This window comes from Microbacterium sp. (assembly GCF_035687345.1).
Classification (GTDB): Bacteria; Actinomycetota; Actinomycetes; order Actinomycetales; family Microbacteriaceae; genus Microbacterium.
The window spans coordinates 23137-49287 of sequence record NZ_DASRXZ010000093.1 but is presented as its reverse complement, the minus strand read 5'-3'; the positions used below and the strand labels follow the sequence as shown (position 1 = coordinate 49287).

24 protein-coding genes are annotated in these 26151 nt (G+C 70.5%); 16 read left to right on the top strand and 8 right to left on the bottom strand.

Annotated elements, in window-relative coordinates; genetic code table 11:
• The 11 genes from secY to VFF97_RS10765 all read left to right on the top strand — a co-directional run.
• Positions 1-837 (top strand): preprotein translocase subunit SecY (gene secY, locus VFF97_RS10815; RefSeq protein WP_325033508.1); only part of this gene is annotated, 837 nt, incomplete at its 5' end.
• Positions 837-1466 carry an adenylate kinase gene (locus tag VFF97_RS10810; protein ID WP_325033507.1) on the top strand — a complete coding sequence of 210 codons (630 nt, stop codon included), beginning with the start codon at positions 837-839 and terminating at the stop codon, positions 1464-1466. The genes secY and VFF97_RS10810, both read left to right, overlap by 1 nt.
• A gap of 1 nt (position 1467) precedes the next feature.
• Positions 1468-2307, top strand: a complete 840-nt coding sequence (gene map / locus VFF97_RS10805; RefSeq protein ID WP_325033506.1) for a type I methionyl aminopeptidase — start codon at positions 1468-1470, stop codon at positions 2305-2307.
• A gap of 42 nt (positions 2308-2349) precedes the next feature.
• Positions 2350-3030, top strand: coding sequence for a DsbA family protein (locus VFF97_RS10800; RefSeq protein WP_325033505.1), 681 nt, complete (start codon positions 2350-2352; stop codon positions 3028-3030).
• Positions 3031-3198: 168 nt separating this feature from the next.
• Positions 3199-3420: a translation initiation factor IF-1 gene (gene infA, locus VFF97_RS10795; protein WP_013583992.1), complete on the top strand. Its 222-nt coding sequence runs from the start codon at positions 3199-3201 to the stop codon at positions 3418-3420.
• Between the two features lie 68 nt (positions 3421-3488).
• Entirely contained in the window at positions 3489-3605 is a 117-nt protein-coding gene (gene rpmJ / locus VFF97_RS10790; protein ID WP_005050492.1) for a 50S ribosomal protein L36, read from the top strand.
• A 165-nt stretch (positions 3606-3770) separates the two neighbouring features.
• Entirely contained in the window at positions 3771-4151 is a 381-nt protein-coding gene (gene rpsM, locus VFF97_RS10785) for a 30S ribosomal protein S13 (RefSeq protein ID WP_325033504.1), read from the top strand.
• Between the two features lie 32 nt (positions 4152-4183).
• Complete coding sequence (gene rpsK, locus VFF97_RS10780; protein WP_179491846.1) at positions 4184-4582, top strand: 30S ribosomal protein S11; 399 nt, start codon at positions 4184-4186, stop codon at positions 4580-4582.
• Positions 4583-4754: 172 nt separating this feature from the next.
• A complete protein-coding gene (locus tag VFF97_RS10775) occupies positions 4755-5744 on the top strand; it encodes a DNA-directed RNA polymerase subunit alpha (protein ID WP_325033503.1) in 990 nt (329 codons plus the stop codon).
• Between the two features lie 83 nt (positions 5745-5827).
• Complete coding sequence (gene rplQ, locus VFF97_RS10770) at positions 5828-6421, top strand: 50S ribosomal protein L17 (RefSeq protein ID WP_325033502.1); 594 nt, start codon at positions 5828-5830, stop codon at positions 6419-6421.
• A 137-nt stretch (positions 6422-6558) separates the two neighbouring features.
• Positions 6559-7605: a GNAT family N-acetyltransferase gene (locus VFF97_RS10765; protein ID WP_325033501.1), complete on the top strand. Its 1047-nt coding sequence runs from the start codon at positions 6559-6561 to the stop codon at positions 7603-7605.
• A gap of 30 nt (positions 7606-7635) precedes the next feature.
• Here the strand turns inward: VFF97_RS10765 and VFF97_RS10760 are convergent, their stop codons facing one another.
• Complete coding sequence (locus VFF97_RS10760) at positions 7636-9603, bottom strand: acyltransferase family protein (protein ID WP_325033500.1); 1968 nt, start codon at positions 9601-9603, stop codon at positions 7636-7638.
• 218 nt (positions 9604-9821) lie between these two features.
• On the opposite strand from VFF97_RS10760, the gene VFF97_RS10755 reads away from it, so the two are divergent.
• From VFF97_RS10755 to truA, 3 genes are read left to right on the top strand one after another with little or no spacing between them, the layout of a single operon-like run.
• Positions 9822-11996, top strand: a complete 2175-nt coding sequence (locus tag VFF97_RS10755) for an adenylate/guanylate cyclase domain-containing protein (RefSeq protein ID WP_325033499.1) — start codon at positions 9822-9824, stop codon at positions 11994-11996.
• A 7-nt stretch (positions 11997-12003) separates the two neighbouring features.
• Positions 12004-13437 carry a mechanosensitive ion channel domain-containing protein gene (locus VFF97_RS10750; protein ID WP_325033498.1) on the top strand — a complete coding sequence of 478 codons (1434 nt, stop codon included), beginning with the start codon at positions 12004-12006 and terminating at the stop codon, positions 13435-13437.
• A 28-nt stretch (positions 13438-13465) separates the two neighbouring features.
• Positions 13466-14311, top strand: a complete 846-nt coding sequence (truA, locus tag VFF97_RS10745; protein ID WP_325033497.1) for a tRNA pseudouridine(38-40) synthase TruA — start codon at positions 13466-13468, stop codon at positions 14309-14311.
• Between the two features lie 15 nt (positions 14312-14326).
• Here the strand turns inward: truA and VFF97_RS10740 are convergent, their stop codons facing one another.
• The 3 genes from VFF97_RS10740 to VFF97_RS10730 all read right to left on the bottom strand — a co-directional run bounded on the left by VFF97_RS10740 (position 14327) and on the right by VFF97_RS10730 (position 18347).
• Positions 14327-15502 carry a hypothetical protein gene (locus VFF97_RS10740; protein WP_325033496.1) on the bottom strand — a complete coding sequence of 392 codons (1176 nt, stop codon included), beginning with the start codon at positions 15500-15502 and terminating at the stop codon, positions 14327-14329.
• The gene (locus VFF97_RS10735) at positions 15499-17160 is read right to left on the bottom strand and encodes a PAS domain-containing sensor histidine kinase (protein ID WP_325033495.1); all 1662 of its coding nucleotides are present in this window, start codon (positions 17158-17160) and stop codon (positions 15499-15501) included. The genes VFF97_RS10740 and VFF97_RS10735 overlap by 4 nt, the downstream gene beginning before the upstream one ends.
• A gap of 326 nt (positions 17161-17486) precedes the next feature.
• Positions 17487-18347 carry a response regulator transcription factor gene (locus tag VFF97_RS10730; protein WP_325033494.1) on the bottom strand — a complete coding sequence of 287 codons (861 nt, stop codon included), beginning with the start codon at positions 18345-18347 and terminating at the stop codon, positions 17487-17489.
• A gap of 163 nt (positions 18348-18510) precedes the next feature.
• Here VFF97_RS10730 and VFF97_RS10725 point away from each other — a divergent pair, with 163 nt between their 5' ends.
• Complete coding sequence (locus VFF97_RS10725; RefSeq protein WP_325033493.1) at positions 18511-19203, top strand: endonuclease/exonuclease/phosphatase family protein; 693 nt, start codon at positions 18511-18513, stop codon at positions 19201-19203.
• A 46-nt stretch (positions 19204-19249) separates the two neighbouring features.
• The gene (locus VFF97_RS10720) at positions 19250-20089 is read left to right on the top strand and encodes a universal stress protein (RefSeq protein WP_325033492.1); all 840 of its coding nucleotides are present in this window, start codon (positions 19250-19252) and stop codon (positions 20087-20089) included.
• 1070 nt (positions 20090-21159) lie between these two features.
• On the opposite strand, the gene VFF97_RS10715 is transcribed toward VFF97_RS10720, so the two are convergent.
• Genes VFF97_RS10715 through VFF97_RS10700 form a run of 4 tightly spaced genes read right to left on the bottom strand, consistent with a single transcriptional unit; the run spans position 21160 to position 26151 of the window.
• Positions 21160-22032, bottom strand: a complete 873-nt coding sequence (locus tag VFF97_RS10715) for a hypothetical protein (RefSeq protein WP_325033491.1) — start codon at positions 22030-22032, stop codon at positions 21160-21162.
• A gap of 47 nt (positions 22033-22079) precedes the next feature.
• A complete protein-coding gene (locus VFF97_RS10710) occupies positions 22080-23390 on the bottom strand; it encodes a UDP-glucose/GDP-mannose dehydrogenase family protein (protein WP_325033509.1) in 1311 nt (436 codons plus the stop codon).
• A gap of 2 nt (positions 23391-23392) precedes the next feature.
• Entirely contained in the window at positions 23393-24508 is a 1116-nt protein-coding gene (locus tag VFF97_RS10705; RefSeq protein ID WP_325033490.1) for a diguanylate cyclase domain-containing protein, read from the bottom strand.
• Positions 24505-26151 carry a HAMP domain-containing sensor histidine kinase gene (locus tag VFF97_RS10700; protein ID WP_325033489.1) on the bottom strand — a complete coding sequence of 549 codons (1647 nt, stop codon included), beginning with the start codon at positions 26149-26151 and terminating at the stop codon, positions 24505-24507. The genes VFF97_RS10705 and VFF97_RS10700 overlap by 4 nt, the downstream gene beginning before the upstream one ends.

Sequence of the window (26151 nt, the reverse complement as noted above, 5' to 3'; positions counted from 1 at the left end):
CTGCTCATGATCATCACGATGACCGCCGGCACCGGCCTCATCATGTGGTTCGCCGAGCTGGTCACCGAGCGCGGCATCGGCAACGGCATGTCGCTGCTCATCTTCACGTCGATCGCCGCGGCGTTCCCGGCCTCGATGTGGGCCATCTGGCAGTCGCGCGGCTTCGAGGTCTTCCTCCTCGTGCTCGCGGTCGGCATCGCGGTCGTCGCACTCGTCGTGTTCGTCGAGCAGTCGCAGCGCCGCATCCCGGTGCAGTACGCCAAGCGCATGGTCGGCCGTCGCACGTACGGCGGCACGAACACCTACATCCCGATCAAGGTCAACATGGCGGGCGTCGTGCCGGTCATCTTCGCCTCGTCGCTGCTGTACATCCCGGCGCTCATCGCGCAGTTCAACCAGCCGCAGCCGGGTGAGCAGGCTCCCGGGTGGGTCGTGTGGATCACGAACTACCTCACGCGAGGCGACCACCCGATCTACATGGTGCTGTACTTCCTGCTGATCGTCGGGTTCACGTACTTCTACGTCGCCATCACGTTCAACCCCGTCGAGGTGGCCGACAACATGAAGAAGTACGGCGGCTTCATCCCCGGCATCCGTGCCGGCCGCCCGACCGCCGAGTACCTCGATTACGTGCTGACGCGCATCACGCTGCCCGGCTCGATCTACCTCGGTCTCATCGCGCTGCTCCCGCTCGTCGCGCTCGCGACGGTGGGCGCGAACCAGGACTTCCCGTTCGGCGGCGCCTCGATCCTCATCATCGTCGGTGTGGGTCTCGAGACCGTGAAGCAGATCGACGCGCAGCTGCAGCAGCGCCACTACGAAGGGCTTCTCCGCTGATGACCGCACAGACTCACGAGTCCGAGGCGCGCCGGGCCACCCGCCTGCTCATCGTGGGCCCCCAGGGGTCGGGCAAGGGCACGCAGGGCGTCCGCATCGCGGAGGCGTTCGGCATCCCGGCGATCTCGACGGGCGACGTCTTCCGCGGCGCCGTCGCCGCCGGCTCGGAGCTGGGCCGCCAGGTGAAGGCGGTCATCGAGGCGGGGGAGCTCGTCTCCGACGAGCTGACGAGCCAGGTCGTGCGTGAGCGCCTCGAGCAGGAGGACGCCGCCGACGGGTTCCTCCTCGACGGGTATCCGCGCAACATCGCGCAGGTGCGCGATCTCGACGCGTTCCTCGAGGGCCGCGGCGAGGCGCTCGACGCCGTGATCGAGCTCAGCGTGCCGCGCGAGGAGAGCATCGCTCGCCTGACGCTGCGCGCGAAGGAGCAGGGCCGCACCGACGACACCGAAGAGGTCATCGCGAACCGCCTCGCGATCTACGAGCGCGAGACCGCCCCGATCCTCGGCGTGTACCGCACCCGCGGCATCGTCGACGAGATCGACGGCACGGGCACCCTCGACGAGGTGACCGACCGTATCATCGGCGCGCTCGAAGCGCGCGGCCTCATCCGCACGGCCGCCGCCTGACGTGTCGTTTCGCCGTTCGATCTACAAGTCGCCCGCGCAGCTGCGGGCGATGGTCGAGCCTGGGCTCATCACGGCCGAGGCGCTGGCCGCGGTGCGCGAGCTGATCCGTCCGGGCGTCACGACGCTCGAGCTCGATGCGGCGGCGTCGCGGGTCATCACGGGCCGCGGGGCCCGCTCGAACTTCCAGCTCGTGCGCGGCTACCGCCACACGATCTGCGCGTCTGTGAACGAGCAGGTCGTGCACGGCATCCCGGGTGACCGCGTGCTGGAGCCGGGCGACATCGTCTCGATCGACGCCGGCGCGGAGTACAAGGGCTGGAACGGCGACTCGGCGATCACGGTCGTCGTGCCCGATCCGTCGCGGCCCGATGTCGTCGCGGAGCGCGAGCGGCTGTCCGAGGTGACGGAGGGGTCGCTGTGGGCGGGCATCGCGTCGCTCGCGACGGCGAAGCACCTCGCCGAAGTCGGTGCGGCCGTGCAGGACTACATCGAGGCGAACGCGCCGGACGGCGGCTACGGCATCCTCCGCGAATACGTCGGTCACGGCATCGGCCGCAAGATGCACGAGTCGCCGTCGGTCTTCAACTACCGCGTCGCCGACCCGGGGCCGGAGATCCGTCCGGGGCTCGCGCTCGCGATCGAGCCGATGGTCGTCGCGGGCGACCACACGACGTTCGTCGAAGACGACGACTGGACCGTCTCGACCGTCGACGGCTCGCCCGGCTCACACTGGGAGCACAGCGTCGCCGTGCACGATGGCGGCATCTGGGTGCTCACCGCTCCGGACGGCGGCGCCGCAGGGCTCGCCCCGTTCGGCGTCACCCCGGTCCCGATCGCCTAGCGCGGGCACGGTCCGGATCCCACACGTTTCTCGGAGGCACACATGGCGCAGGCACGCAAGGTCAACTGGTTCGCGATCTGGGTGAGCGTCGCCGTCGTCGTCGCCCTCGTCGCGGTCGCGGTGCTCGTCGTGTGGCTGAACAACCCGTCGACGAACGCGGGCGAGGCGCCGGATGCCCCGAACATCAGCGCCGAGACGGGTGCGATCGCCGTGGGCGAGGGCGAGGACACGCTCGACACGTACATCGACTTCATGTGCCCCATCTGCAATCAGTTCGAGCAGGTCTACGGCCCGTCGATCCAGGAGCTCGTCGACGACGGCACGATCACGCTGAACATCCACCCGATCTCGATCCTCGACCGCTACTCCCAGGGAACCGAGTACTCGACGCGCGCCGCGAACGCGATGTACTGCGTCGCCGAGGCGGATGCCGACGCATCCGTCCCGTTCATGCAGGCGATGTTCGAGAACCAGCCCGCGGAGCAGACCCCCGGCCTGACGAATGAGCAGATCCTCGAGATCGCGTCGGGGGTGGGCGTGAGCGGCATCGACTCGTGCGTGAACGACGGCCGCTACTCGCGCTTCGTGTCAGCCATGACCGAGCAGACCCCGGTGCAGCCGGGAGCCGCGGGCATCGGCACGCCGACCGTGGCGGTCAACGGCGAGGTCATCGCGAACTCCGAGCTGCCGCCTCCGGCCGAGCTGCGCTCGCTCTTCGAGTAGGGGAGTGCACCGGCCTCGAGAGGGGGCCGGATGCCGCGCCTGCGAAGTTGCCGGTGCATCCCGGATCGCGTATGATTGATCCTTGGTGCGTTGCGCCCTTATTGGCGTGTCATCGCACCGATCCCATCCACCGCAGACCGACCGGTCTGCACAAGCGTAAGCGAGGCTATGGCCAAGAAAGACGGTGTCATCGAGATCGAGGGCACGGTGTCTGAGGCGCTCCCCAACGCGATGTTCCGCGTCGAGCTGACCAACGGACACAAGGTGCTCGCAACGATCTCCGGAAAGATGCGGCAGAACTACATCCGCATCATCCCGGAGGACCGCGTCGTCGTGGAGCTCAGCCCCTACGACCTCACCCGCGGCCGCATCGTCTACCGCTACCGCTAGGCCGGTCGAGAAGTAACGGCCCGGGGCACTCGTGTGCCCGGGTACGAAGACAGCGAACAGGAAATCCCATGAAGGTCAATCCCTCCGTCAAGCCCATCTGCGACCACTGCAAGGTCATCCGCCGCCACGGTCGCGTGATGGTCATCTGCAAGTCGAACCCGCGTCACAAGCAGCGCCAGGGCTGATCCCTTCGGCAGGCTCAGGGACCGTGCGGTCGGTGAGCCTGTCGAACCGCACAACTCAATACGAACACACGGCAGGATCAGAACCTCTCCGGAGGGGACACCTCGGGGCGGAGGCCCGGGCACCGATCCTGCTCCACACCTCCACGACACTCCTAGGAGAGCCGCATGGCACGTCTCGCCGGCGTCGACATCCCGCGCGACAAGCGCGTGGTCATCGCCCTGACCTACATCTACGGCATCGGCCGTACCCGCTCGAACGAGATCCTCAAGGCGACGGGCATCGATGAGAACATCCGCGTGAAGGACCTTCACGACGACCAGCTCATCGCCCTTCGCGACTACATCGACGCCAACTACAAGGTGGAGGGTGACCTTCGCCGTGAGGTTGCCGCAGACATCCGCCGCAAGGTCGAGATCGGCTCGTACGAGGGCCTCCGCCACCGCCGCGGCCTCCCTGTGCGCGGTCAGCGCACCAAGACGAACGCGCGCACCCGCAAGGGCCCGAAGCGCACGGTCGCCGGCAAGAAGAAGGCCGGCCGCAAGTAACCGCGGGCCCGAAGGTTTAGGAGAGCAAAGCAATGGCACAGGCCAAGTCCGCTGCGCGCAAGCCGCGCCGCAAGGAGAAGAAGAACATCGCGCTGGGCCACGCCCACATCAAGTCGACGTTCAACAACACGATCGTCTCGATCACCGACCCGTCGGGCGCCGTCATCAGCTGGGCGTCGTCGGGTGGCGTGGGCTTCAAGGGCTCGCGCAAGTCGACGCCGTACGCCGCCGGCATGGCCGCGGAGTCGGCCGCCCGCCAGGCGCAGGAGCACGGCGTCAAGAAGGTCGACGTGTTCGTGAAGGGCCCGGGCTCGGGTCGCGAGACGGCGATCCGCTCGCTGCAGGCCGCCGGCCTCGAGGTGGGCTCGATCCAGGACGTGACGCCGCAGGCGCACAACGGCTGCCGTCCCCCCAAGCGCCGCCGCGTCTGATCTCACCCCGGTCTCTGAGCCTGTCGAAGGTCGATCCCTCGACAGGCTCGGGGACCGCAGGGGTGGTGCCGCACGCTTCGGCATCCGCACTCGCGCGGATGCCCCGAGAACAACTCAATACCCATCCACCGCACGTGTCATATAGCGGGCACGTGATCGAAAGGAACCCATAGTGCTCATCGCACAGCGTCCCACTCTGACCGAGGAGAAGATCGGGGAGTTCCGCAGCCGCTTCGTCATCGAGCCGCTCGAGCCCGGCTTCGGCTACACGATCGGCAACGCGCTGCGTCGCAGCCTCCTCTCGTCGATCCCCGGCGCGGCCGTCACGAGCATCCGCATCGACGGCGTCCTCCACGAGTTCAGCACCATTCCGGGTGTCAAGGAGGATGTCACCGAGATCATCCTCAACATCAAGCAGCTCGTCGTCTCGAGCGAGCGCGACGAGCCCATCACCGCCTACCTGCGCAAGACGGGTGCCGGTGAGGTCACCGCGGCCGACATCTCCGCTCCCGCGGGTGTCGAGGTCCACAACCCCGAGCTCGTCATCGCGACCCTCAACGACACCGCGAAGTTCGAGCTCGAGCTCACGATCGAGCGCGGCCGCGGCTATGTCTCGGCGACGCAGAACCGCAACGAGTACGCCGAGGCCGGCCAGATCCCGGTCGATTCGATCTACTCGCCGGTGCTCAAGGTCAGCTACCGCGTGGACGCGACGCGTGCCGGCGAGCGCACCGACTTCGACAAGCTCGTGCTGGACGTCGAGACCAAGCCCTCGATCGCCCCGCGCGACGCCGTCGCGTCGGCCGGCCGCACGCTGACCGAGCTGTTCGGCCTGGCGCGCGAGCTCAACGTCGAGGCGGAGGGCATCGAGATCGGCCCGGCGCCGGTCGAGACCGTCCTCTCGAATGAGCTCTCGATGCCGATCGAGGACCTCGACCTGTCGGTCCGCTCGTACAACTGCCTGAAGCGCGAGGGCATCAACACGGTCAGCGAGCTCGTGGCTCTGTCCGAGACGCAGCTCATGAACATCCGCAACTTCGGTCAGAAGTCGGTCGACGAGGTGCGCGACAAGCTCACGTCGCTGGGACTGTCGCTCAAGGACTCGGTCCCCGGGTTCGACGGTGCTCACTTCTACGGCGGCTACGACGACGAGACCGTCTGAGCCGATGCGGATGCTCCGTCCGCAGCAGCGAGGCGGAGCATCCGAATCCCCTGACCGAATCCTCATCCTGGAGTAATTGACAAATGCCCAAGCCCACCAAGGGTCCCCGCCTCGGAGGCGGCCCCGCCCACGAGCGCCTGCTGCTTGCGAACCTCGCCGCCGCGCTGTTCACGCACAAGTCGATCAAGACGACCGAGACGAAGGCCAAGCGCCTGCGTCCGCTCGCCGAGCGTCTCATCACGTTCGCGAAGCGCGGCGACCTGCACGCGCGCCGCCGCGTGCTGTCGGTCATCGGCGACAAGGAAGTCGTGCACGTGCTGTTCACCGAGATCGCTCCGCTCGTGGCGGACCGTGACGGCGGCTACACGCGCATCACCAAGATCGGCAACCGCAAGGGCGACAACGCCCCCATGGCCCAGATCGAGCTCGTGCTCGAGCCGGTGACGCCGAAGGCGAAGTCGACCAAGAAGTCGACCGCCCCCGCTGAGAAGGCCCCCGCGAAGGACGAGGCTCCCGCTGAGGAGACCGCCGCCGAGGAGACCCCGGCTGAGGACGAGTCCGCCGAGGCCGGCGCCGAGTCGCCCGAGGAGGGCGCCGCTGCCGAGGCCGCTGCCGAGGACGCCGTTGTCGAGGACGAGGCTCCCGCCGCCGAGGCCGAGGAGGCCGAGAAGGCCTGAGGCATCCGCCACAGCAACGCACGAGACCCGCGCGCCCTTCGGGGCCGCGGGTCTCGTCGTCTTCGGGGACCTGCTCCCGCGTCGTAACGGCGCCCAGCGCGCTCAGCCGCCGCCGCGCCGCCGCGTAAGGTGGGTGGGTGACCGACGACACGACGCCCGCCGCACCGCTCGCTCCTCTCTCGCAGCGCTTGGGTGCGATCGCGACACCGGTGCCGCCCGCGCACGCCGAGATCGCCGAGTGGCGCCCGTCGACGATCGACGATGTCGATGCGCTCACCGAGCTCTTCCGCGCGTGCGATCTCGTCGACCACCCGAGCTGGACCACCCCGCGCGAAGACATCGAGGAGAGCTTCACGGTCTCGTGGACCGACCCGGCGCGTGACACGCTCGTCGGGTTCGACGCGGCAGGCCGTCTGGTCGCCTCGGCGGCGGTGATGACGCATCCGTCTCGCGATGTGCAGGTGCACATGTACCTGAGCGGGCGCGTGCATCCCGAGGTGCGTGGGCGGGGGATCGGCCGCGAGGTCATGCGGTGGGAGCACGAGCGCGCGCTCCAGGCGCTCGCCGAGCTCGATCTCGCACTGCCGGCCGCGATCTTCGTCTACGCCGACGAGGGCGACGTCGGGGCGCAGCACCTCGCGGCCCGTCGCGGGTTCGCCGCCGAGCGGTGGTTCACGACGATGGTGCGCGACCTGTCGATCGACATCCCCGAGGTCCAGGCATCCGGTGACGCCGTCGTGCGCGCCTACGAGCCTGCGCTGAAGGAGGCGACGCGCGTCGCACGGAACGACGCATTCCGCGACCACTGGGGAAGCCTCGAGACGCCTCCCGAGCGGTGGGACACGTTCGTCGAGGGTCCGTTCCTGCGCGCCGACCTCAGCCGCGTGGCGGTCGAGGGCGACCGCGTCGTCGCGCTGGCGCTGGGGTCGGTCAACGAGGAGGACTGGGCCACGCAGGGCTACTCGAGCGTGTACATCGACCTCATCGGCGTGACGCGCGATCGCCGCGGGCGGAAGCTCGCCCCCGCGGTGATCGTCGCGCTGCTGGGCGCGGCCCGCGACGCGGGGCTCGAGAAGGCCGTGCTCGACGTCGACACCGAGAGCCCGACCGGCGCGAACAACCTCTACGGGCGGTTGGGCTTCGAGGCGACCGAGCGGAGCGTCGCGCTCGTGCGGCGGTACTGAGCGACCGAGCGGCGGACCGCGCCGATCGGGTCACTCGAACGTGCGGCCCGCCATGTGGTGCAGGCGCAGGTACGCGCGCCGTTCGACCTCGTACTGCTTGAGCGCGCGCCTGTACTCCGCGCGCTCCACGGCCGCCGCGACCGCGTCCGCGAACACACGGCCGCCTTCGGCGCCGGGGTGGACGTGGTCTCCGGCCAGCAGGTCGGTGCGCGACGCGATCGCGCCCGACCAGTCCGCGAGGACGGTACCCGGATGCGACCGCACGAATGCCGCGAGGTCGGCGTTGACTCCCGGGATCCAGTCGCGGGGCGCGTAGGCGTTCACGAGCACGAGCGTGCGGTTCGGGCCCGTGATGCGCGCGGCCTCTTCGAGCGACCCGGCGTCGACGGGTCCGTTCGTGCCGAGCGCCACCACGACGTACGGGCGGAGGCGTCCGGCATCCGCGAGCTGTTGAAGGATCCCCGGCGCCGCCCACATCGACCGCGAGACCGTCGCGTCGACCTCGATGCCGGGGAAGCGCTCGAGCAGCGCGGGCGCCGACGCGAGCATCACCGAGTCGCCGACCGCCGTGATCTCGGCGCCCGTCACGGGCGTCGGCGACGGCGACGGCATCGAGCCGGGGCGAGGACGGTCGGATGCCGAGCCGGCCGCTTCGCCCTCGACGGCCGTGTTCGTGGGGGAGGGCGTGGGCGACGGCGAGCGCACCTTCTCGCGGTGCAGCGCTTCGAGCCCCGCCTCGACGGCCGCCTGCCCTGACGTGACCTCGGGCGCCGCCGCGACGGCGGCGGACGCGCCGAACGTGACGACGACGGCCGCGGCCACCGACCCGATCGCGCGCCAGCGCGTGGCGGGCGATGCCGTGAGGTGACGGCTGAGCGCCGCGAGCGACCCGCGGAATCCGAGACGTCGGATCGGCTGCTCCACCCAGCGGTACGACGCCTCGGCCGCCACGAGGGTGAGCACGAGCGCGAAGACGCCCATCCAGACCGGGACGCCCGCCCCCGTCCCGCCGCCCGACGTCGCCGCGAGCAGGAGCACGATGATCGGCCAGTGCCACAGGTAGAGGCCGTACGAGCGGTCGCCGACCCACCGCAGCGGCTGCGTGTCCAGCCGCGGGCCGAACACCGACCCCGGCCACACCGCCGCGGTGATCGCGATCGCCGACAGCACGCTCGCCGCCGCGAGGGCGCCCGGGAACGTCGCGGTCGAGTCGCTCGCGGGGATCGCCGCCACGACGACGAGGCCGGCGATGGCCGCGACTCCCACGACGGCTCCCGACACGCGCCAACCGCGTCGCAGCGACCACGCGGGCGGTGCGGCGAGCAGGCGCTCGAGCGCGAACGCGAGCGCGATGCCCAGCAGGATGCCGAACGCGTGCGTGTCGAGCCCGAAGTACGCGCGAGTGAGGTCGCCGCCGCTTGCGACGACCACCGCCATCCATCCGGCGGAGGCGGCCGCCACCAGCACCGCCGCCGCCGAGCGCGCCCAGGCCCACGGGATGAGCAGTGCGAGCGGCAGCACGAGCGGCCACAGCACGTAGAACTGCTCTTCGATCGCGAGCGACCAGACGTTTCGGAACAGCTCGGGGTTCGCCGCCGAGAAGTAACTCGCGTCGGCGGCGATCGAGACCCAGTTGTAGCTGAAGGTCGCCGCGCCGACGATCTGGGCGCCGAGGCGCACGAGCACATCGCCGCCGATCAGCCACGCGACCGACGAGCACACGAGCAGCACGAGGGCGAGCGCAGGCAGGAGGCGCCGTGCCCGCCGCCGCCAGAACTCGACGAGCCGGATGCGGCCGGCCCGCGCGCGCTCGCGCAACAGGAGGCTCGTGATGAGGAATCCGCTGATCACGAAGAAGACGTCGACGCCGATGAAGCCGCCCTGCAGCCACCAGGCGGGGAACAGGTGATAGGCGAGGACGAGGCCCACCGCGACGGCGCGCAAGCCATCGAGCCCGGCGTACCGGGCTCGTGAAGTGATGCGCGCACTCGTATTCATGACTCAGACCCGGGGGATCACTCCAGTGTAAACGGGGTGTGCGTGCGGGCCCGTCATTCCGGGCGGCGCGAGCCGCGCGGTATCACCCCCGCCCGACACGCCTCTACCTCGGAGGGGAGCGTGCGTCGTAACATGGGCGCACCTCGGAATCTGCCGGGGTACTGGGGGTTTTCTCGCGGTGACCCGGGCACGGGACGCGCGGTGAGGAAGAGCGGACTATGGCGGAGCCGGGTCGGAGCGCCGCGGGTGCCGAATGGGTGGGCACGCCGCGGGTGAGGAAGCGCGCCGGCCTGTCCATCTACTCGCTGCTGCTGATCATGCTCCTGTCGGTGAGCGTGCTGTCGAGCATCGTGGTGGGGGTCATCGGCTACGTCAACGGCACCGAGGCGCTTCGCGCGATCGCGTACGAGAAGCTCGTCGAGATCCGCGAGAACCGCAGCCGCGAGGTCGCGCAGCTCTTCGGATCGATCGAGAACACCGTGCGGCTGGGCGCGCTGAACGAGACGAGCCGCCAGGCGGCGCGCGCATTCACCAACGCGTTCGCCGAGCTCGAGCAGCAGCGGCTCGAATCCGAGGCATCCGCGGAGCTCGATTCGTACTACCGAGAAACGTTCGCGACCGCCCTCGCCGACGCGACCGGCGAAGAGGTCGACGGCTCCGCATTCGCGCCGCGCAGTGAGGCGCAGCGCTACCTGCAGTACCACTACGTCATCCCGTACGACAGCTGGGAGGACGCTGTCCGCACGGACGACGCGGGCGACGGGAGCGCGTGGTCGGCGGCGCACGCGCGGTACCACGACTATTACCGCGAGATGACGGATCTGCAGGACTTCGAGGACGTCCTCATGCTCGACACCGAGGGCAACGTCATCTACACCGCGTTCAAGGGCGTCGATCTCGGCACGAACCTGCTCACGGGGCCGTACCGGCTCTCGAACCTCGCCGACGCGTACCGCGAGGTCATGACGCGCAACATCGTGGGCGACGTGGTCATCGCGGACTTCGCGGCGTACAGCCCGAGCCTCGGCAACCCCGCCGGATGGGCGGTGACGCCGATCGCCGACGGCGGCGAGGTCATCGGCGCGCTCGCGATCGAGCTTCCGATCGAGCGCGTCAACAGCGTCATGACGGTCGACGGCGAGTTCGCCGTCAACGGCCTCGGCCAGACGGGCGAGACGTACCTCGTCGGACGCGACGGGCTCATGCGCTCGATCTCGCGCCAGCTGCAGGACGACCCCGGCGAGTACGAGTCACTCGCCGTCGCGGCGGGGCTCTCACCCGCCGCGGCCGCGCTCAGCGTGCGGAACGGCAATACGCTCCTCCAGCAGCAGATCTCCGGCGACGCCGTCACGCGCGCGTTCGCGGGCGACCGCGGGACGCTGTTGGAGCGTGACTACCTGGGCCGAGAGAGTCTCACCGCGTACGCCCCGCTCGGGGTCGACGGACTCAACTGGGCGATCGTCGCGCAGCAGTCCGCGCAGGAGGCGATGGTTCCCGTCGAGGACTTCACGCGGAACCTCATCCTGTCGACCGCGGGCATGATCATCTTCGTCTGCCTGCTCTCACTCGTGCTCGCGCAGGTGTTCGTGCGGCCGCTGCGGCGCCTCAAGGTGGCCGCGCAGCGCATCGCCGCGGGCGACGAGGGCGTGCAGGTCGACGCGGGTTCCAGCGACGAGCTCGCCGACGTCGCCGACGCCTTCAACAACATGAGCCGCAGCCTGCAGGTCAAGTCGCATCTCATCGAGGAGCAGGAACGCGCGAACGAGGAGCTCATCCTGTCGTTCATGCCCGAGGGCATGGCCAATCGCTACAAGCTGGGCGACGAGGCGATCACGCAGGACAGCGAGGACGTCACGGTCGTCTTCGCCGACATCGTGGGGTTCGACGAGCTCTCGCTGTCGATGTCGTCCGAGGAGGCGGTCGCGCGCCTCAACGATCTCATCCGCTCGTTCGACGACGCCGCCGAGCGGCACGGCATCGAGCGCGTACGCACGACGCGGCAGAGCTACCTCGCGAGCTGCGGCCTCGTGAACCCGCGCGTCGACAACGCGCGCCGGGCGGTCGAGTTCGCGCTCGAGCTCGACGCGATCCTCGAGCGGTACTCGGCGCAGCAGGGCGTCGACCTGCGGCTGCGTGCGGGCCTCGACTCCGGCAAGGTCACGAGCGGCCTCATCGGGCGAGCGCGCGTCGCTTACGACATGTGGGGCGACGCGGTGAACCTCGCGTTCCGCGTGCAGGGCGACTCGTCCGAGCCCGGCATCTACGTCACGCAGCGCGTCGCGGACCGGCTGCCCGACGCGATCTCGCTGGAGCCGGCGGGCGAGATCGAGACGCAGACCGGCACGCAGCGCGTGTGGCGCATCGAGACCGCCTCGTCGGCGGCGGTGAGGTGAGGCATCCGTGGCCGGCATCGCATCGCAGCCCTGGTTCTGGCCCGCCGTCATCGTGTCGGTGGGGCTGCCGCTCGCGCTCATCCTGCTGACGGAGATCCACAACGCGCTCGCGCGCCGCAACAGCCGTGCCGCACCCATCGTGCTCATGGTGCGCAACTATCTCGTGCCGGTCGCGGGCGTGCTCGTGCTCATCAGCCAGCCCGGCGCGTGGGAGGGCGAGGGCACGTGGCCGCGCGTCATCTGGACGATCTTCGGGCTGCTGGTGATCGTCGTGACGATCAACGCGATCAACCACCTCGTGTTCCACAGGGCGGAGAAGGGATCGTGGCGCGACCGCTTCCCGAAGATCTTCAGCGACCTCATCCGCTTCGTGCTCATCGTGCTCGGCATCGCCGCGGTGTTCTGGTGGGTGTGGAACGCGGATGTCGCGGGCGTGTTCGCCGCGCTCGGCGTGACATCGATCGTGGTCGGCCTCGCGCTCCAGCACGCCGTCGGCTCGGTGGTGTCGGGTCTGTTCCTCATCTTCGAGTCGCCGTTCGAGCTGGGCGACTGGATCGAGGTGGGCGACGACCGTGGCCAGATCATCGAGGTGAACTGGCGCGCCGTGCACCTGGACACCGCGAACGGGATCCTCGTGATCCCGACGTCCGAGCTCGCCGGCACGTCGTTCGTGAATCTCTCGCGGAGCCCGTCGCCGTACGAGGCGTCGACTGAGCTGCTCTTCTCGACGGACGACCCACCCGGTCGCGTGCGGGAGCTTCTCGTGCAGGTGGCGCGCGACATCCCGCTCGTGTCGGAGGACGGCGAGCCGTACGCGGCGGCGCTTCCGGGCGCACGCTACGAAGTCGGGATTCCGCTGCGCAGCCCCGGCGACCGGTACGCGGTGCTCAACGCGTTCAACACGCGCGTCTGGTACGCCGCGCGCCGCGCGGGCCTGCATCTCGACGGCGACATCACCGACGTGTGGCACACGCCCGGCCGCCTGCAGGACGCGCTGCGCAGGATCGCGCCGGCTCTCAGCCTCAAACCGGGCGAGACGGATGCCCTGGCCGGCCGCGCCCGGCTCGAGCGGTACTGCTCGGGCGAGTCCATCCTCCGCCCCGGCATGATCCCGACCGAGACCCGCTTCATCCTCGAAGGCACCGTCACGCTCGGCATCCCGACCGAGGATCACGGCTTCGTGCAGGTCGCGCAGCTGGGCCCGGGGGACCCCATCGGCATCACCGCGCTCTCGCGCACGCAGACGATCTCGCGCGCGGTCGCCTCGAGCGAGGTCGACGTCGTCGTCCTGCCGGTGCAGGTGCTCGACGACATCGTGCGCACGCACCCGGTCGTGGCGCGCGAGTTCGTGCGCGAGAGCGAGAACCGCGTGCAGCAGGCGCGCACGGCGATGCAGGCCGTCGGCGAGAGGCTGCCGCTCGCGCGTCGCGTGCTGGGGTGACGTGGCCCTGTGCGCCTAGGCTGGGGCGGTGCGCATCCGGCTCGATCTCGCCTACGACGGCACGCACTTCCGGGGGTGGGCGCGCCAGCCCGGCCTGCGGACGGTGCAGGGCACGCTCGAGGATGCGATCGCGCGCGTGCTGGGCGGTCAGCCCCGGCTCGTCGTCGCCGGGCGGACGGATGCCGGCGTCCACGCGACCGGTCAGGTGGCGCACCTCGACCTCGACGACGAGCAGGAGCATCGGCTCCGGTCACGGTCGGGCCGTCGCGGAGCAGGCGATCCGGTCGCGGTCCTCGCGGGGCGCATCCGCGGTGTGCTCGGCGCCTACTCCGACGTGACCGTCCATCGCACGACGATCGCGCCCGAGGGCTTCGACGCGCGCTTCTCGGCGGTGTGGCGGCGGTACTCCTACCGCATCGCGGATCAGACGACCGGCTACGACCCGCTCGAACGGCACCGCACGACGACGGTGCGCGCCGAGCTCGACGTCGAGGCGATGGACGCCGCCGCCCGGTCGCTCATCGGTCTCCACGACTTCGCCGCGTACTGCAAGCCCCGCGAGGAGGCGACGACGATCCGCACGCTGCTCGAGTTCGACTGGCACCGCGACCCCGACGGCGTGCTCGTCGCGAATGTGAAGGCCGACGCGTTCTGCCACAGCATGGTGCGCGCGCTGGTCGGCGGATGCGTCGCCGTGGGCCAGGGGAGGCTCGACGTCGACGACCTCGCGTCGATCCGTGACGAAGGCGAGCGGACGAGCGACTTCACCGTGCTCGCCGCGCGCGGCCTCACGCTGACCGAGGTCGGCTACCCGGCCGATGACCAGCTCGCGGCCCGGGCCGAGCGGACGCGCGCGCGGCGCGACCAGGAGTAGCGGCGGCCGACGCGCTCAGCGCCGTCCGAGCTCGCTCAGGAGCCGCTCGACGGTGTCCGCGCCGACGCGCTCCCACCGGTCGCCGCCCTTCTCGCTCGCGAGCGACGCCGCCGCGCCCGCCGTGAGCAGGAGCGCGTCGAGGTCGTATCCCACCACCGAGACGGGTGCCCAGCCCGCGCTCGCGGTGGGCCGGATCGGGAGCGCGCCGTGCACGTCGATGTGCGAGACGCGGTCGAGCGTGGTCCGCAGGTGGTCGCGCACGACCGCGTCGGCGCGCGGCACGAGCACGACGACCGTCCCCGGCTCGGGCGAGCCGATGTCGGACTCCGCGGGGAAGACCTCGTGCACCTCCTCCATGAACCGTGCCGAAAGCTCGGCGAGCGCGGTCGTCCCCGCGGTCTCGGCGATGTCGGCCGCGTCGTCGATGCGCAGCTGCACGAGCGACCACGGTGCGAGCGTGCGGTGTGCGCGCCCGAGCCGCTCGGTCGCCGTCTGGATGAAACGCTGCCAGCCGCTGGACGCGACCGCGGAGCGTGTGAGGGCGCTGCTGCGCAGCGTCGCCCCCAGCACCGCGACGAGGGCGCACGCGACGTACACGAGCATCCCGAGCGACGCGACCATGCGCAGCAGCGCGAAGTCGTCGCCGCCCGACGGTGCGAACAGCAGCCCCGCGACGAACGCCGTCGCACCCGTGACGACGAACGCGATCGACACGATGACGAGGGGGAGCAGGAGCCGGTCGCGACGCCGCGCGGACGAGCGCGCCCAGTCGAGCACGAACGCGCCCGCGAAGAGGGACGCGACGAGGAAGACGGTGCGGTAGGCGGGACCGTACCAGCCGGAGTCGCCGACCGCGACGAGCGTCCCGGACGAGACGACCGCGACGACCGCGCCCGCCCACGCGTGCGGGCGCAGCCCCCACAGCGCGCGGAACCCCGACCACAGGAACGCCGGCGCACCCATGAGCGCGCCCAGCGACGCGCGTCGGAGAAGCTCGGCGTCGTTCAGCTCGCCCGCGATGACGCCGTACGTGGCGAGCATTCCGAGGGCGAACGCGACCGTCCAGTAGAACGTGTCGCGCCCTGGCCGCGTGAGGAAGCCGATGCCGATCGCCAGCGCCGTCGCGAGCGTCGTGATCGCGGCTTGGGCGATCCCGAGCTCGAAGGCCGATCCGCTGACCAGTTCGTTCACGAGCGTGCCTCCTCGTCGACTCTCGGCGTCGCGCCGACGGAGCGCGGCAGCCGGAGGGCGACCGTCGTGCCGACGCCCTTCTCGCTCTCGATGTCGAGCGTGCCGCCGTGCGCGAAGACGATCGCCGACGTGATGCCCAGGCCGAGCCCGGTTCCGCTCGCGGTCTGCTTGGCGTCCTCCGCGCGGAAGTACGGCGTCGCGATCTTCGGCAGGTCTTCGGCCGAGATGCCGATCCCGTTGTCGGAGACCGTCACCGTGACATCCGACCCGTCGGCGACGCCCACGATGCGCACCCGCCCCTCGTCCGGCGTGTACTTGATCGCGTTGCTCACGAGGTTGTCGATCACCTGGCGCATACGGAACCCGTCGGCGGTGACCGGCAGCGGCACGTCGAGCCGCAGATCGATCTCGACGTTGTGCGCCGCCGCGGTCGGGCGGAACGAGCCGACGGACTCGATGACGATCTGCCTCAGGTCGATGTCGGCCATGGACTCCTCGTCGGCGAAGCCGGGGCTCGTGGTCGTGAGCAGGCCGTTCGTCATCTCGAACATGCGCTCGCTCGCCGCCAGGATCGACTCGAACCGCTCGCGGGTGCGCGGTGTGAGCTCGTCCATCTCGAGGGCGAGCTCGGCGTTGCCGATCATGACGGTGAGCGGATGCTTCAGCTCATGCGACGCCATCGCGGCGAGCTGCTCGCGCTCGAGCTGCGCCTGGGTGATGGCGGTCAGGTCATGCACGAGCAGGAGGATGCCGTCCTCCTCGTCCTCGGTGCCGCTCAGCCGCTTCGCGCTGATCGACAGCGCGCGCCATTCGCCCTCGCGTGTGAACAGCCACACCGAGGCCTCCGTGAAGGTCTCGCCTCGCGCGGCGCGGTTGAAGGGCCGCTCCGACAGCGGCACGGGCATGCCCCGCAGGCTCGTGTACTCGACGGAGCGGGCCGGCAGACTCGGGTCGAGCGGATCGAGTCCGTACAGGCGCGCGTACGCGTCGTTGACCGTGAGGACGCGTCCGCTCGCCGACAGCCGCACGATGCCCGTGTCGATGCCGTTGAGGATCTCGGCGGTGCGTTTCTCCTGTCCGGAATGACGCTCGAGGCTGTTCGTGAGCCTGCGGGCCTGACGCCGCAGCAGGCGTCGAAGGGCCCGGCTGCGGCGCAGGGCGAGGTGTGCCGTGATGCCGATGAAGGTGAGGGAGAGCATCACGACGAAGATGCGCAGCGCCGCCTGGCCGCTCGGGTTGAGAGCGGCCTCGAGGAGCACCAGCGTTCCGATCATCGCCAGCAGGGCGGCGAGCCACGCGGCCGCGAAGTGCATGGCGACCCACATGACGGGGAAGAGCCAGAGGAATCCGAAGCGCTGCTCGGTCTTGTTCGCCATGAGGGCGATCGCGACGGCATCGATGAACGGGACCGCGAGGACGGCGAGGTGGGGCAGGCGGGTCCACGGGACAGCGAGCGTCGCGACGGTCACGACGACGATCGCGAACGCGCCTGTCGTGAAGCCCCACCGGGTGAACATGTCGGGCTGGAGGGCGAGCACGAGCACGCAGATGACCACCACGCTGGCCGCCAGCACGAGCTGGGTCAGCCAGATGGAGCGCGTTCTCGCGTCGGGCGCGCCCACGGTCCACCGCGGCCCGGCCCTCCCCCCGGTAACCATGCGGTCGATTCTACGGGCCCGCCTCGCGCAGCCGTTGAGGGTCTCTTGCGAAAACCTTGCGGGGACGTTGGTCGAAGACGAACCGACGCGTGAGGTGTGTCGAGCATGCTTGTCTGCAGAGGCTCCGACGTGTCACCCGAGCACGCCGGAACCCCGTGAGCGGGTATGGGAGCCCGCGATCGGGGAGGGAAACCGGGACCTGGGGGTCCCGGAGCGGGAAAGAAGAGAAGCCAGGAGCTGGGGTCCTGGATCTGGGGAAAGGCGGAGGCATCCGGCGGGGAAGCGGATGCCTCCGCCCCACAGCCCCGCCGCGATCGGGCCGCTTACTATTCAGACGTGAGCCGGTAGCCGACCCCGCGCACCGTCTCGATGTAGCGGGGACTCGCGGCGCTGTCGCCCAGCTTGCGGCGAAGGTTCGTCATGTGCGCCTCGATCGCGCGCCTGTCGGCGTCGCCCACGTAGTACCCCGTCGCGAAGGATTCGCCGCGCAGGATGAGCGTCAAGTCGGCCTTGCTGCGCACGCGGCGCTTCGACTCCAGCAGCGCCTCGAGCAGGTCGAACTCCGTCCGGGTGAGATCGAGCTCCTCGCCCCCGCGTTGGACGACGCGCTGCTCGGGGTGGAGCCGGAGATCGCGGTGAACGAGCCACTCGGCGTCGGCGCCCTCCGGGGCGGGGGACGAGGTGACGGATGCCGTGGCCGCCGGCGCGACCGGCGTCGTGGCGGTCCCGGGGCGCGCACTCGCCGGCGACGGCGCCTCGCTGCTCCGAGGTGCGGGCCCGCCCGCTCCGCCCTGCAGCGGCCTCACGCCGGTCCGGCGCAGAGCCGCGTCGATGCGGGCGCGCAGTTCGCGCGGACGGAAGGGCTTGAGCAGATAGTCGTCGGCCCCGGCTCCGAGCCCGGCCACGACGTCGGCCTCGTCGGAGAGCGCGGTGAGCATGATGATGTATGTGTCGGACTGCGCGCGGATGCGCCGCGCGGCCTCGAACCCGTCGATGCCCGGCATCGTCACGTCGAGCGTCGTCAGCAGAGGCCGGTGCGTGACCACCGCGCGCACGCCGTCGAGCCCGTTGTCCGCCGACACGGTCGTGAAGCCCGCGGCCTCGAGCACCTGGGACAGGATGCGGCGGATCTCCGGGTCGTCCTCGATGATGACGGCGGTGAGGAGTTCGTCGGCCGGGGCGTTCATGCAGTCCTTCCAAGACGTGCCATGCGTCGAGATCCGACCCCAGCTGCGGTACCCGATGTGATAGTGAGGCACTCCGATGCTACACGCGGCTCGCACCGGCTCCGCCGACCGAGGACCGCGCGATCAGGATCAGTTCAGGCCCGCGGCATAGGCTGGAAGCGGCATGAGGGTCATCTCCTACAACCTGCGCAAGCACCGCGCCGCTCGTGAGCTCGCGGGGCTCGTGGATCGCCACGGCGCGGACGTGCTGTGCCTGCAGGAGGTCGACACGCGCGACATGCCCGACATGATCGAGGGCCTGCGGCTCGCCCAGGCGACGCAGCGCAACCGCCTCGGCCTCGCCGTGTACTACCGCGAGAACACTTTCCGCGCGATCGACGTGCGCTCGCTCGCGCTCAAGAAGTCCCTGCACGACCGCGTGCTCAAGCCTGCAGAGGAGCGGATGCTCGGTGTGCGGCTGCACGACATCGACGACGGTCGCGAGTTCATCGTCGCCTCGTTCCATGCCGCACCCCTGACCGCGCTCAACTCGCTGCGGCGCCACCAGATCCGCACCGCGCTCGCGGCGCTCGAGCGGCTCGGCGAAGGTCTCCCCGCCCTCATGGTCGGCGACTACAACTACCCCGTGTTCAAGGAGAACCTCGGGCAGAAGGTGCGCGAGCAGGGTTACGAGCTCTCGCTGAGCGACTCGCGCACGTACACGCGGTACCGCTTCTTCCGCGGCCACTACGACTTCGCGACCTCGGTCGGATTCACGATCGAGCGCGTCCGCACGCTTCCGCAAGGCCTGAGCGACCACCTGCCGATCCTCGTGACGGCGGAGCTGTCGGCCGACGCGGCGCGCGGCGCGGCGTGACCTCCCCTCGGTAGGCTGGAGTCACCGCCCGGCGAAGGGAAGCGTCATGAGCAGCACCATCATCGTTGGAGTCACCGCCGCGCCCGCCGCCCGCAGAGCCGTCGACTGGGCGACGGCACGCGCCGCCGAGCGCGGCCAGACGGTCGAGCTCGTGGCGGTCGTGGGGGGCGCGATCGGCGCGGTCGGCGAGGAGTCCGTGCTGAACGACGCCGTCGAGCAGACCCGCGCTCTCCTCGCCGAGGAGGCGGCCCGCGTCGCGGAGCGCGGTGTGCAGGTCACCACGAGGGTCGGCCGGGGCAGCCCGGTCGCGTGGCTCATCGAGGCATCCGCCGATGCCGACCTCCTCGTGATCGGCAGCGATTACAAGGGCCCCGGCACGGGTCCCGCGCGCGGCGCGCACGGACTGCGGATCGCGGCGGGCGCGAAGTGCCCCGTCGTCGTCGTGCCCGACCTCGACTTCGAGGGGCGGTCGGGCGTCGTCGTGGGCGTCGACGGCTCCGAGGCATCCGAATCCGCGGTCCGGTTCGCGGCCGCAGAGGCCGACCGCCTGCACGAGCCGCTCATCGCGGTCACGGTGTGGACGCCGCTCGAGGCACCGCGCAATCTCGGCTGGTATCCCGAGGAGTACCTCGAGAACATGCGGCTGCTCGCGGATGAGTCGCTCGCTCTTTCGCTCGCGGGGACCCGCCAGGACTACCCGGATCTCGAGATCGTCACACGCGTCGAGCGCGGGTATCCGTCGCTCATCATCAACGAGCTCGCAGCGACCGCGCGGCTCGCCGTCATCGGCACCCACGGCCGCGGCGCGCTCGCTCGGTTCCTGCTCGGATCGATCAGCCAGGAAGTGCTCGCGCGCCTCGCGACGGTCACCGCCGTCGTGCGCTGAAGACGGGCTGAACGCTCCCTCAGAAGCACCCTCATCACGGCGCGTCGTACGTCTTATGCGCGCGAATGGGTGATCATCAGCGTTTGTCTCGTAGCATGGTGCCCAATCATTGACGGCTCCGCTGGGTATTGGGGGGTGACCAACCGGCGTCCGTTCGTCGAGTTCGCCGGCGCCATCGCCGGGGGGAGGGGGCGAACGACTCAAGCACGCCTGCAGCTCGATGAATCTGCATCCGACGATCCTCAACGCTGTACGTTTTCCGGTGTCTCGTGCGCGCGGGATCGGCGAGTACACGGGCCTGCCCGTTCCGCCGATCGTGGTCGCCGCGGCGATGCTTCTGCTTGGAATCGGGCTCGCGGCGTCGACGACGACCGACCCGCTGTGGTGGCATCTGCACTTCAGCAGGCTCGGAATGTTCGACGACTTCTCCGGCCACACCTTCAACGCGACGCTCACCGTCGTCGGCGGCGTGATCGCGATGGGCGCCCAGCCGCTGCGCGCTCAGCTGCGGTTCGCGGTCGAGATCGGCGTGGTCCGTCGGGCGAATGCGGCGACGATCCTGCCGGCCGCGGTCGCGGGTTTCGGCGTCAGCATGTCGGCCGCCGGCATGATCCCGCTGTCGGTGAGCGAGTTCCTGCACGAACGAGGCGCGAACGGCATGCTCATCTCCTTCGTGGTGGTGCTGGGGGCCTCCCGCTGGTTTCTGCGAGGCGTCGCCCGCAACATCCGGCTGATCGCGGATGCCTCGGTCGTCGTGCTCGCGGTCGGGATCGCCGCCATGATCATCGGGGTCATCAACCTCGCCGCCCTCGAGGCGGTCATGTTCACCCTCGTGCTCGTCTCGATCTACAACATCTCGCGGAGCCTCGACGGATGCCTCCTCCGGCACGCTGCCGACTCGAGGGCCGAGGTGGCGGACACCGCCCCTCAGCCGGAGTTCACGGAGCGGCGCCAGGACCGCAGCGGCGACGCCGGCCGCGTCGCGGCCTCGTGCGTCGCACCGCGGGCGACGCTCGCCCTCTCCGAGATGCCGGTGTGGACGCCTCGCCGACCGCGGAGGGCTCGCATGCTCACGGTGTGTGCGCGGGCCCCGTCGACGCTGGTGCGAGCCTTGGATCCGAATCACGCCATTTCTCGATCCCCTGCACGACCCAGAACGCGAAGAACAGCACCAGCGCGGCGGCTTCGGTGATCAGCACGACCGGCACCCCGGTCGTATCGGACTGCGGCAGCAGCACGACGTAGAGGACGAGCAGCAGCGCCAGCCCGACCGCGATCGCGGTGTAGATCGCGCGGAAGACCGGGGGCGGCGGCGCCTCGCGGCGCGGAAACGCATTCCGGATCGCGACGGTGGCGAACAATCCGAAGAAGGCGACCGTCACGACGAAGTGCCCCTGCTCGAGGAACAGATCGCGCGCGAGCGACCACGTGAGCGCAACCGCGACGAGCACCGCGACGGTGAAGACGAGCGATGCCGCGATGCTCGCGAGCGACGTCTGCCTCACAGCGACGAGCAGCAGCGCGACGAGGACCGTCAGCGCGCCGACGATGAGGTACGTCGTGACTCCGGTCGCGGCATCCGCCTCGTACGCGCGGGGGAAGCAGCGCCCCTCGCACGAGACCTCGATCCCCGGTATCGACCCCGGCACCACGGTCGTCGGCACCACCGCGATGAGCGGCGCCAACACCGCTGCCGCGTCGAGCAGGAAGCGCTCCGCTCCGCGCCCTGACAGCGCGACGAGCGCGAGCGCCACTGCGACGAGCGCCCCCACGACCGCGTCGCGCGCGGACGTGTAGTAGTAGTCGCTCACCGACGTGAGCCAGCCGACGGATGCCGCGGCCACCCCGACCGCCGTGAAGATGACGACCACCGCGCCGGCGACGCCGATGCGGAGGTATCGATACGTGCGCTCGAGCGATGTCGAGACGGGGGGCGGCGCCATGCGCACACCCTATCGGCGGGCGTCGACACGCCGGCGATGGCGGGCCGTCAGGGGCGGCCCATGCCGCGGTAGGTCCAGCCCGCCGCCCGCCACGCGGCGGCGTCGAGGCAGTTGCGCCCGTCGACGACGACGCGCCCCGCGGTGAGGCTCGCCGCGTGCTCGGGCGTGAGCCGGCGCCGGTACTCGTCCCACTCCGTGACGACGACCACGGCGTCCGCCCCGCGCAGCGCCTCGTCGCGATCGTCGACGTAGCGCAGTTGCGGGTAGCGGAGTCGCGCGTTGTCGAGGGCCGCGGGGTCGGTCACCGTGACGGCGGCGCCGAGGCCCTTGAGTCGCACCGCGACCTCGAGCGCGGGGGAGTCGCGGATGTCGTCGCTGTGCGGCTTGAATGCCGCGCCGAGCACCGTGATCCGCTTCTCGAACACCTGTCCGCCGAGGGCGTCGACGGTGAGCTGCACGGCCCGCTCGCGGCGGCGCAGGTTGACCGCCTCCACCTCGCGCAGGAACGCCACGGACTCCCCGCGCCCCAGCTCCTCCGCGCGTGCGACGAACGCGCGGATGTCCTTCGGGAGGCATCCGCCGCCGAAGCCGATGCCCGAGCCGAGGTAGCGGCGCCCGATCCGCCCGTCGTGGCCGAGCGCGTCGGCGAGCAGCGTGACATCGGCGCCCGTCACCTCTGCGATCTCGGCCATCGCGTTGATGAACGAGATCTTCGTCGCGAGGTACGCGTTGGCGGCGACCTTGACGAGCTCCGCGGTCGCCCAGTCGGTGACGAGGAACGGGGTCCCGGATGCGACGGTGTCGCGATACACCTCGCGCAGCACGTCGGCTGCTGCCTCGCCCGCCGGCGTGCCGGCGACTCCGACGACGATGCGGTCGGGTTCGATGCTGTCGCGTACCGCCCACCCCTCGCGCAGGAACTCAGGATTCCACACGAGCGTCGCACCGCGCGCCTCGACGCGCGGCGAGAGGCGCTCAGCCGTGCCGACGGGCACAGTGGACTTCGCCGCGACGACCTGCCCGCGCTCGAGATGCGGCGCGAGCTCGTCGATCGCCTGCTCGACGAACGTCAGGTCGGCCGCGCGGCTCGTCTTCCGCTCGGGCGTTCCGACGCACACGAAGTGCACCGTGGCGCCGGCGACGTCGGCGATGTCGGTCGTGAAGCGCAGCCTGCCGGCGTCGAGGCCCTCGCGCAGCAGCTCCTCCAGACGCGGCTCGAAGAAGGGCGCGACGCCCTGCGAGAGCGCGGCGATGCGTTCGCCGTCGATGTCCACGCCGACGACCTCGTGGCCCATCGACGCGAGCGCCGCCGAGTGCACGGCGCCGAGGTAGCCGCATCCGATGACCGATATCCGCAACGTCACACCGCGCCCGCCCGCGCCCACTGATGCCCGCCCTCGGCGCGGGCCTTGTCCATCGCCGAGTGCGCGGCGGCGATGAGGGTGTCGAGGTCGTAGCCGTGCGTACGCGCGCACGCGGATCCGACGCTCGCCGAGAACTCGACGGCGAGGGGCTGATCGGCGCGCACCGTGGAGACGCGATCGAGCAGGTCGCGGATGCAGTCGCGCAGCGCCGAGTCGGGCCGTGCCACGAGCACGAGGAAGCCGCCGCTGCCGTCCCCCAAGATGTCGGCCTCGGCCGGGAACGCCGCGCGCACATCGGAGCCGAGGCGCGCGACGATGCGACGGAACGCGTCGTCGCCGCCCGCGGCGCGCAGGGCGTCGGTGTCGTCGAGCGACAGCGCGACGAGGCACCATGACGTCTCGCCGGCGGCTTCGGCGCGCGTGAGACGGTCGCGGGCCGTGTCCCAGAACGCCTCACCGGCCCCCGAACGGCCGCGGGACTCGTCGGGATTGCGCGCGATCGCGAGCAGCGTGATGAGCGCACACGTGAGGTAGGCGACGACGCCGATCGACTTGAGGTCGGGCAGCACATGCTGCTCGTTGCCCGACAGGAAGCCGACGACGGCCGCCACGATGCTCGCGGTGCCGATGATCGGGAGGAGACCCGAGACGATCAGCAGCGGCAGGAGGCGGCCCATGTCGCGCTCGTGCCGGCGGATGAGCTCGATGACCGTGAGTCCCGCCCAGATCGCGCCGATGAAGTAGGCGACCGAGTACACGAGCGAGTGAGGTGGGTGTCCGACGCTCACCATGAGCACGACCGCCGAGAACGTCGCGACGAGCGGGCCGCTCCACGCATGCGGCCGCACGCCGCGAGCGGCGCGCAGGCCCGACCACACGAACGCGGGGGCGCTCATCATCATGCCCTCGGAGAGCTCGCCGAGGATCGGCATCCGGTTCGCCTCGGCGATGAGCACGCCGTAGCTGGCGAACATGAGCACCAGGAACATGATGGACCACAGCAGAGTCGCCGGTGACGGTCGATAGAGGAACCCCAGGCCCACCATGAGGATCGTGGTCAGGGTGGCCAGGACGGCTGTGAGCACCGAGCCGTCCACGGTCGCTGTCGTCATGTCGCCTCCGCCGGTATCCGGGTCGTCACGGTCGTGCCGACGCCCAGTGCGCTGTCGATGTGGATCGTCCCTCCGTGTGCGTCGACGATCGTGCGGACGATCCCGAGCCCGAGCCCCGTCCCCGGGATGCCGCTCTCGACGGCAGTCTCGGACCGGAAGTAGGGCTCGAAGATGCGGGGCAGGTCGCTCTCGGCGATGCCGATGCCCGTATCGGCGACGATGAGCTCGACCATCGATCCGTCCCGGCGGACGCTGACGTCGACCGACCCGCCCGGGCGCGTGTACTTGAGCGCGTTGCCCACGAGGTTGTCGGCGAGCTGGCGCAGGCGGAACGCGTCGCCCCAGATCATGAGGGGCTCGCCCGGTTCGAGGGTCAGCCGCACACGGTGGTCGTTCGCGGTCACCGCGAACGATTCCACGGATGCCTCGACGACTGCCCGCAGGTCGGTGACGGCTCGCGGATCCCGGTCGGCGCGCGTCGTCGCGTCCGGTCGGGCCGAGAGGATCGTCGAGACGAGCTGGATCATCCGCTCGGTCGACTCCTCGATGACGAGCAGCCGCTTGCGCTCGCGATCGTCGATCCGGTCGCTCTCCAACAGACGATCGGTGTGCCCGAGGATCGCCGTGAGCGGGTTGCGCAGCTCGTGCGACACCTGCGCCGCGAGCGCCTGGCGTCGCTTGTCGGCGGCGATCAGCTCGGTGATGTCCTCGGCGATGATCATCGTGCTGTCCTCTTCGCCGGGCCGGGGCGCCTGATGCCGCGTCGTGATCGACAGCGCGTGCCACCTCCCGTCCGAGTCGTACAGCCACACGCGCTCGTCCTCGAACTCCTCGCCGCGCATCGCGCGGTCGAACGTGCGCTCTCCGGCGCGGAGCGCATTGCCGCGCAGGCCGTCGTACTCGACGGAGTGGGCAGGCTGGGTGGGGTCGGACTCGTCGATCGCGTACAGCGAGCGGTACGCCGCGTTCGTCGACAGGAGCTCGCCGGACGAGCTCACGCGCGCGAGCCCGATATGGATGGCGTCGAGCATGTCGCTGATGCGGCGCCTCTCGGTCGAGACCGTGTCGAGCGAATGGCGGATGCGCTGCGACTGCCGCGTGAGGAGGGTGCGGAAGGCGCGCCCCTGGCGCGCCGTGGCGTGGATCGCGATGCCGACGAAGGCGAGCGCGAGGACCGCGATGATGACGCGCAGCGCGCTCGCCGGCGACGGCTCGTTGGCGAGCACCTCGATGAGGGTGATGACCGCGACGACGGCGAGGGCCGCCACGAGGCGCGAGAGCGGGAACTGCGACGCGAGCCACGTCACCGGGAACACCCACAGGTGCGAGAGTCGCAGCTCGGTGCTGAACGTGAGCAGGCCGACCCAGAGGATGTCGAGGTAGGGGAGCCACACGGCGGAGCCCGCGGGAAGGCGCCGCCAGGGGACGACGAGCGCGGCGATGGTCGTCGCGAAGACGCCGCCGACGCCGACGACGAGCGGTGGGATGCGGAGGACGGCGGGGTCGAGGACGTACCCGACGGCGACGATGATCGCGACGACGGCGGCGAAGAGGAGCTGCCACATCCACACGTTGCGGATGTCGGCGTCGGTGCCTCCGACCTCGGACCCCCGGTCGATCAACGGGATGACACCGGTCGACAC

Coding starts and splice junctions, on each gene's coding strand:
- VFF97_RS10810 (WP_325033507.1), top strand. CDS start 837: ATGACCGCACAGACTCACGAGTCCGAGGCGCGCCGGGCCACCCGCCTG.
- VFF97_RS10800 (WP_325033505.1), top strand. CDS start 2,350: ATGGCGCAGGCACGCAAGGTCAACTGGTTCGCGATCTGGGTGAGCGTC.
- infA (WP_013583992.1), top strand. CDS start 3,199: ATGGCCAAGAAAGACGGTGTCATCGAGATCGAGGGCACGGTGTCTGAG.
- rpmJ (WP_005050492.1), top strand. CDS start 3,489: ATGAAGGTCAATCCCTCCGTCAAGCCCATCTGCGACCACTGCAAGGTC.
- rpsM (WP_325033504.1), top strand. CDS start 3,771: ATGGCACGTCTCGCCGGCGTCGACATCCCGCGCGACAAGCGCGTGGTC.
- rpsK (WP_179491846.1), top strand. CDS start 4,184: ATGGCACAGGCCAAGTCCGCTGCGCGCAAGCCGCGCCGCAAGGAGAAG.
- rplQ (WP_325033502.1), top strand. CDS start 5,828: ATGCCCAAGCCCACCAAGGGTCCCCGCCTCGGAGGCGGCCCCGCCCAC.
- VFF97_RS10760 (WP_325033500.1), bottom strand. CDS start 9,603: ATGAATACGAGTGCGCGCATCACTTCACGAGCCCGGTACGCCGGGCTC.
- VFF97_RS10755 (WP_325033499.1), top strand. CDS start 9,822: ATGGCGGAGCCGGGTCGGAGCGCCGCGGGTGCCGAATGGGTGGGCACG.
- VFF97_RS10735 (WP_325033495.1), bottom strand. CDS start 17,160: ATGGTTACCGGGGGGAGGGCCGGGCCGCGGTGGACCGTGGGCGCGCCC.
- VFF97_RS10730 (WP_325033494.1), bottom strand. CDS start 18,347: ATGAACGCCCCGGCCGACGAACTCCTCACCGCCGTCATCATCGAGGAC.
- VFF97_RS10725 (WP_325033493.1), top strand. CDS start 18,511: ATGAGGGTCATCTCCTACAACCTGCGCAAGCACCGCGCCGCTCGTGAG.
- VFF97_RS10720 (WP_325033492.1), top strand. CDS start 19,250: ATGAGCAGCACCATCATCGTTGGAGTCACCGCCGCGCCCGCCGCCCGC.
- VFF97_RS10715 (WP_325033491.1), bottom strand. CDS start 22,032: ATGGCGCCGCCCCCCGTCTCGACATCGCTCGAGCGCACGTATCGATAC.
- VFF97_RS10705 (WP_325033490.1), bottom strand. CDS start 24,508: ATGACGACAGCGACCGTGGACGGCTCGGTGCTCACAGCCGTCCTGGCC.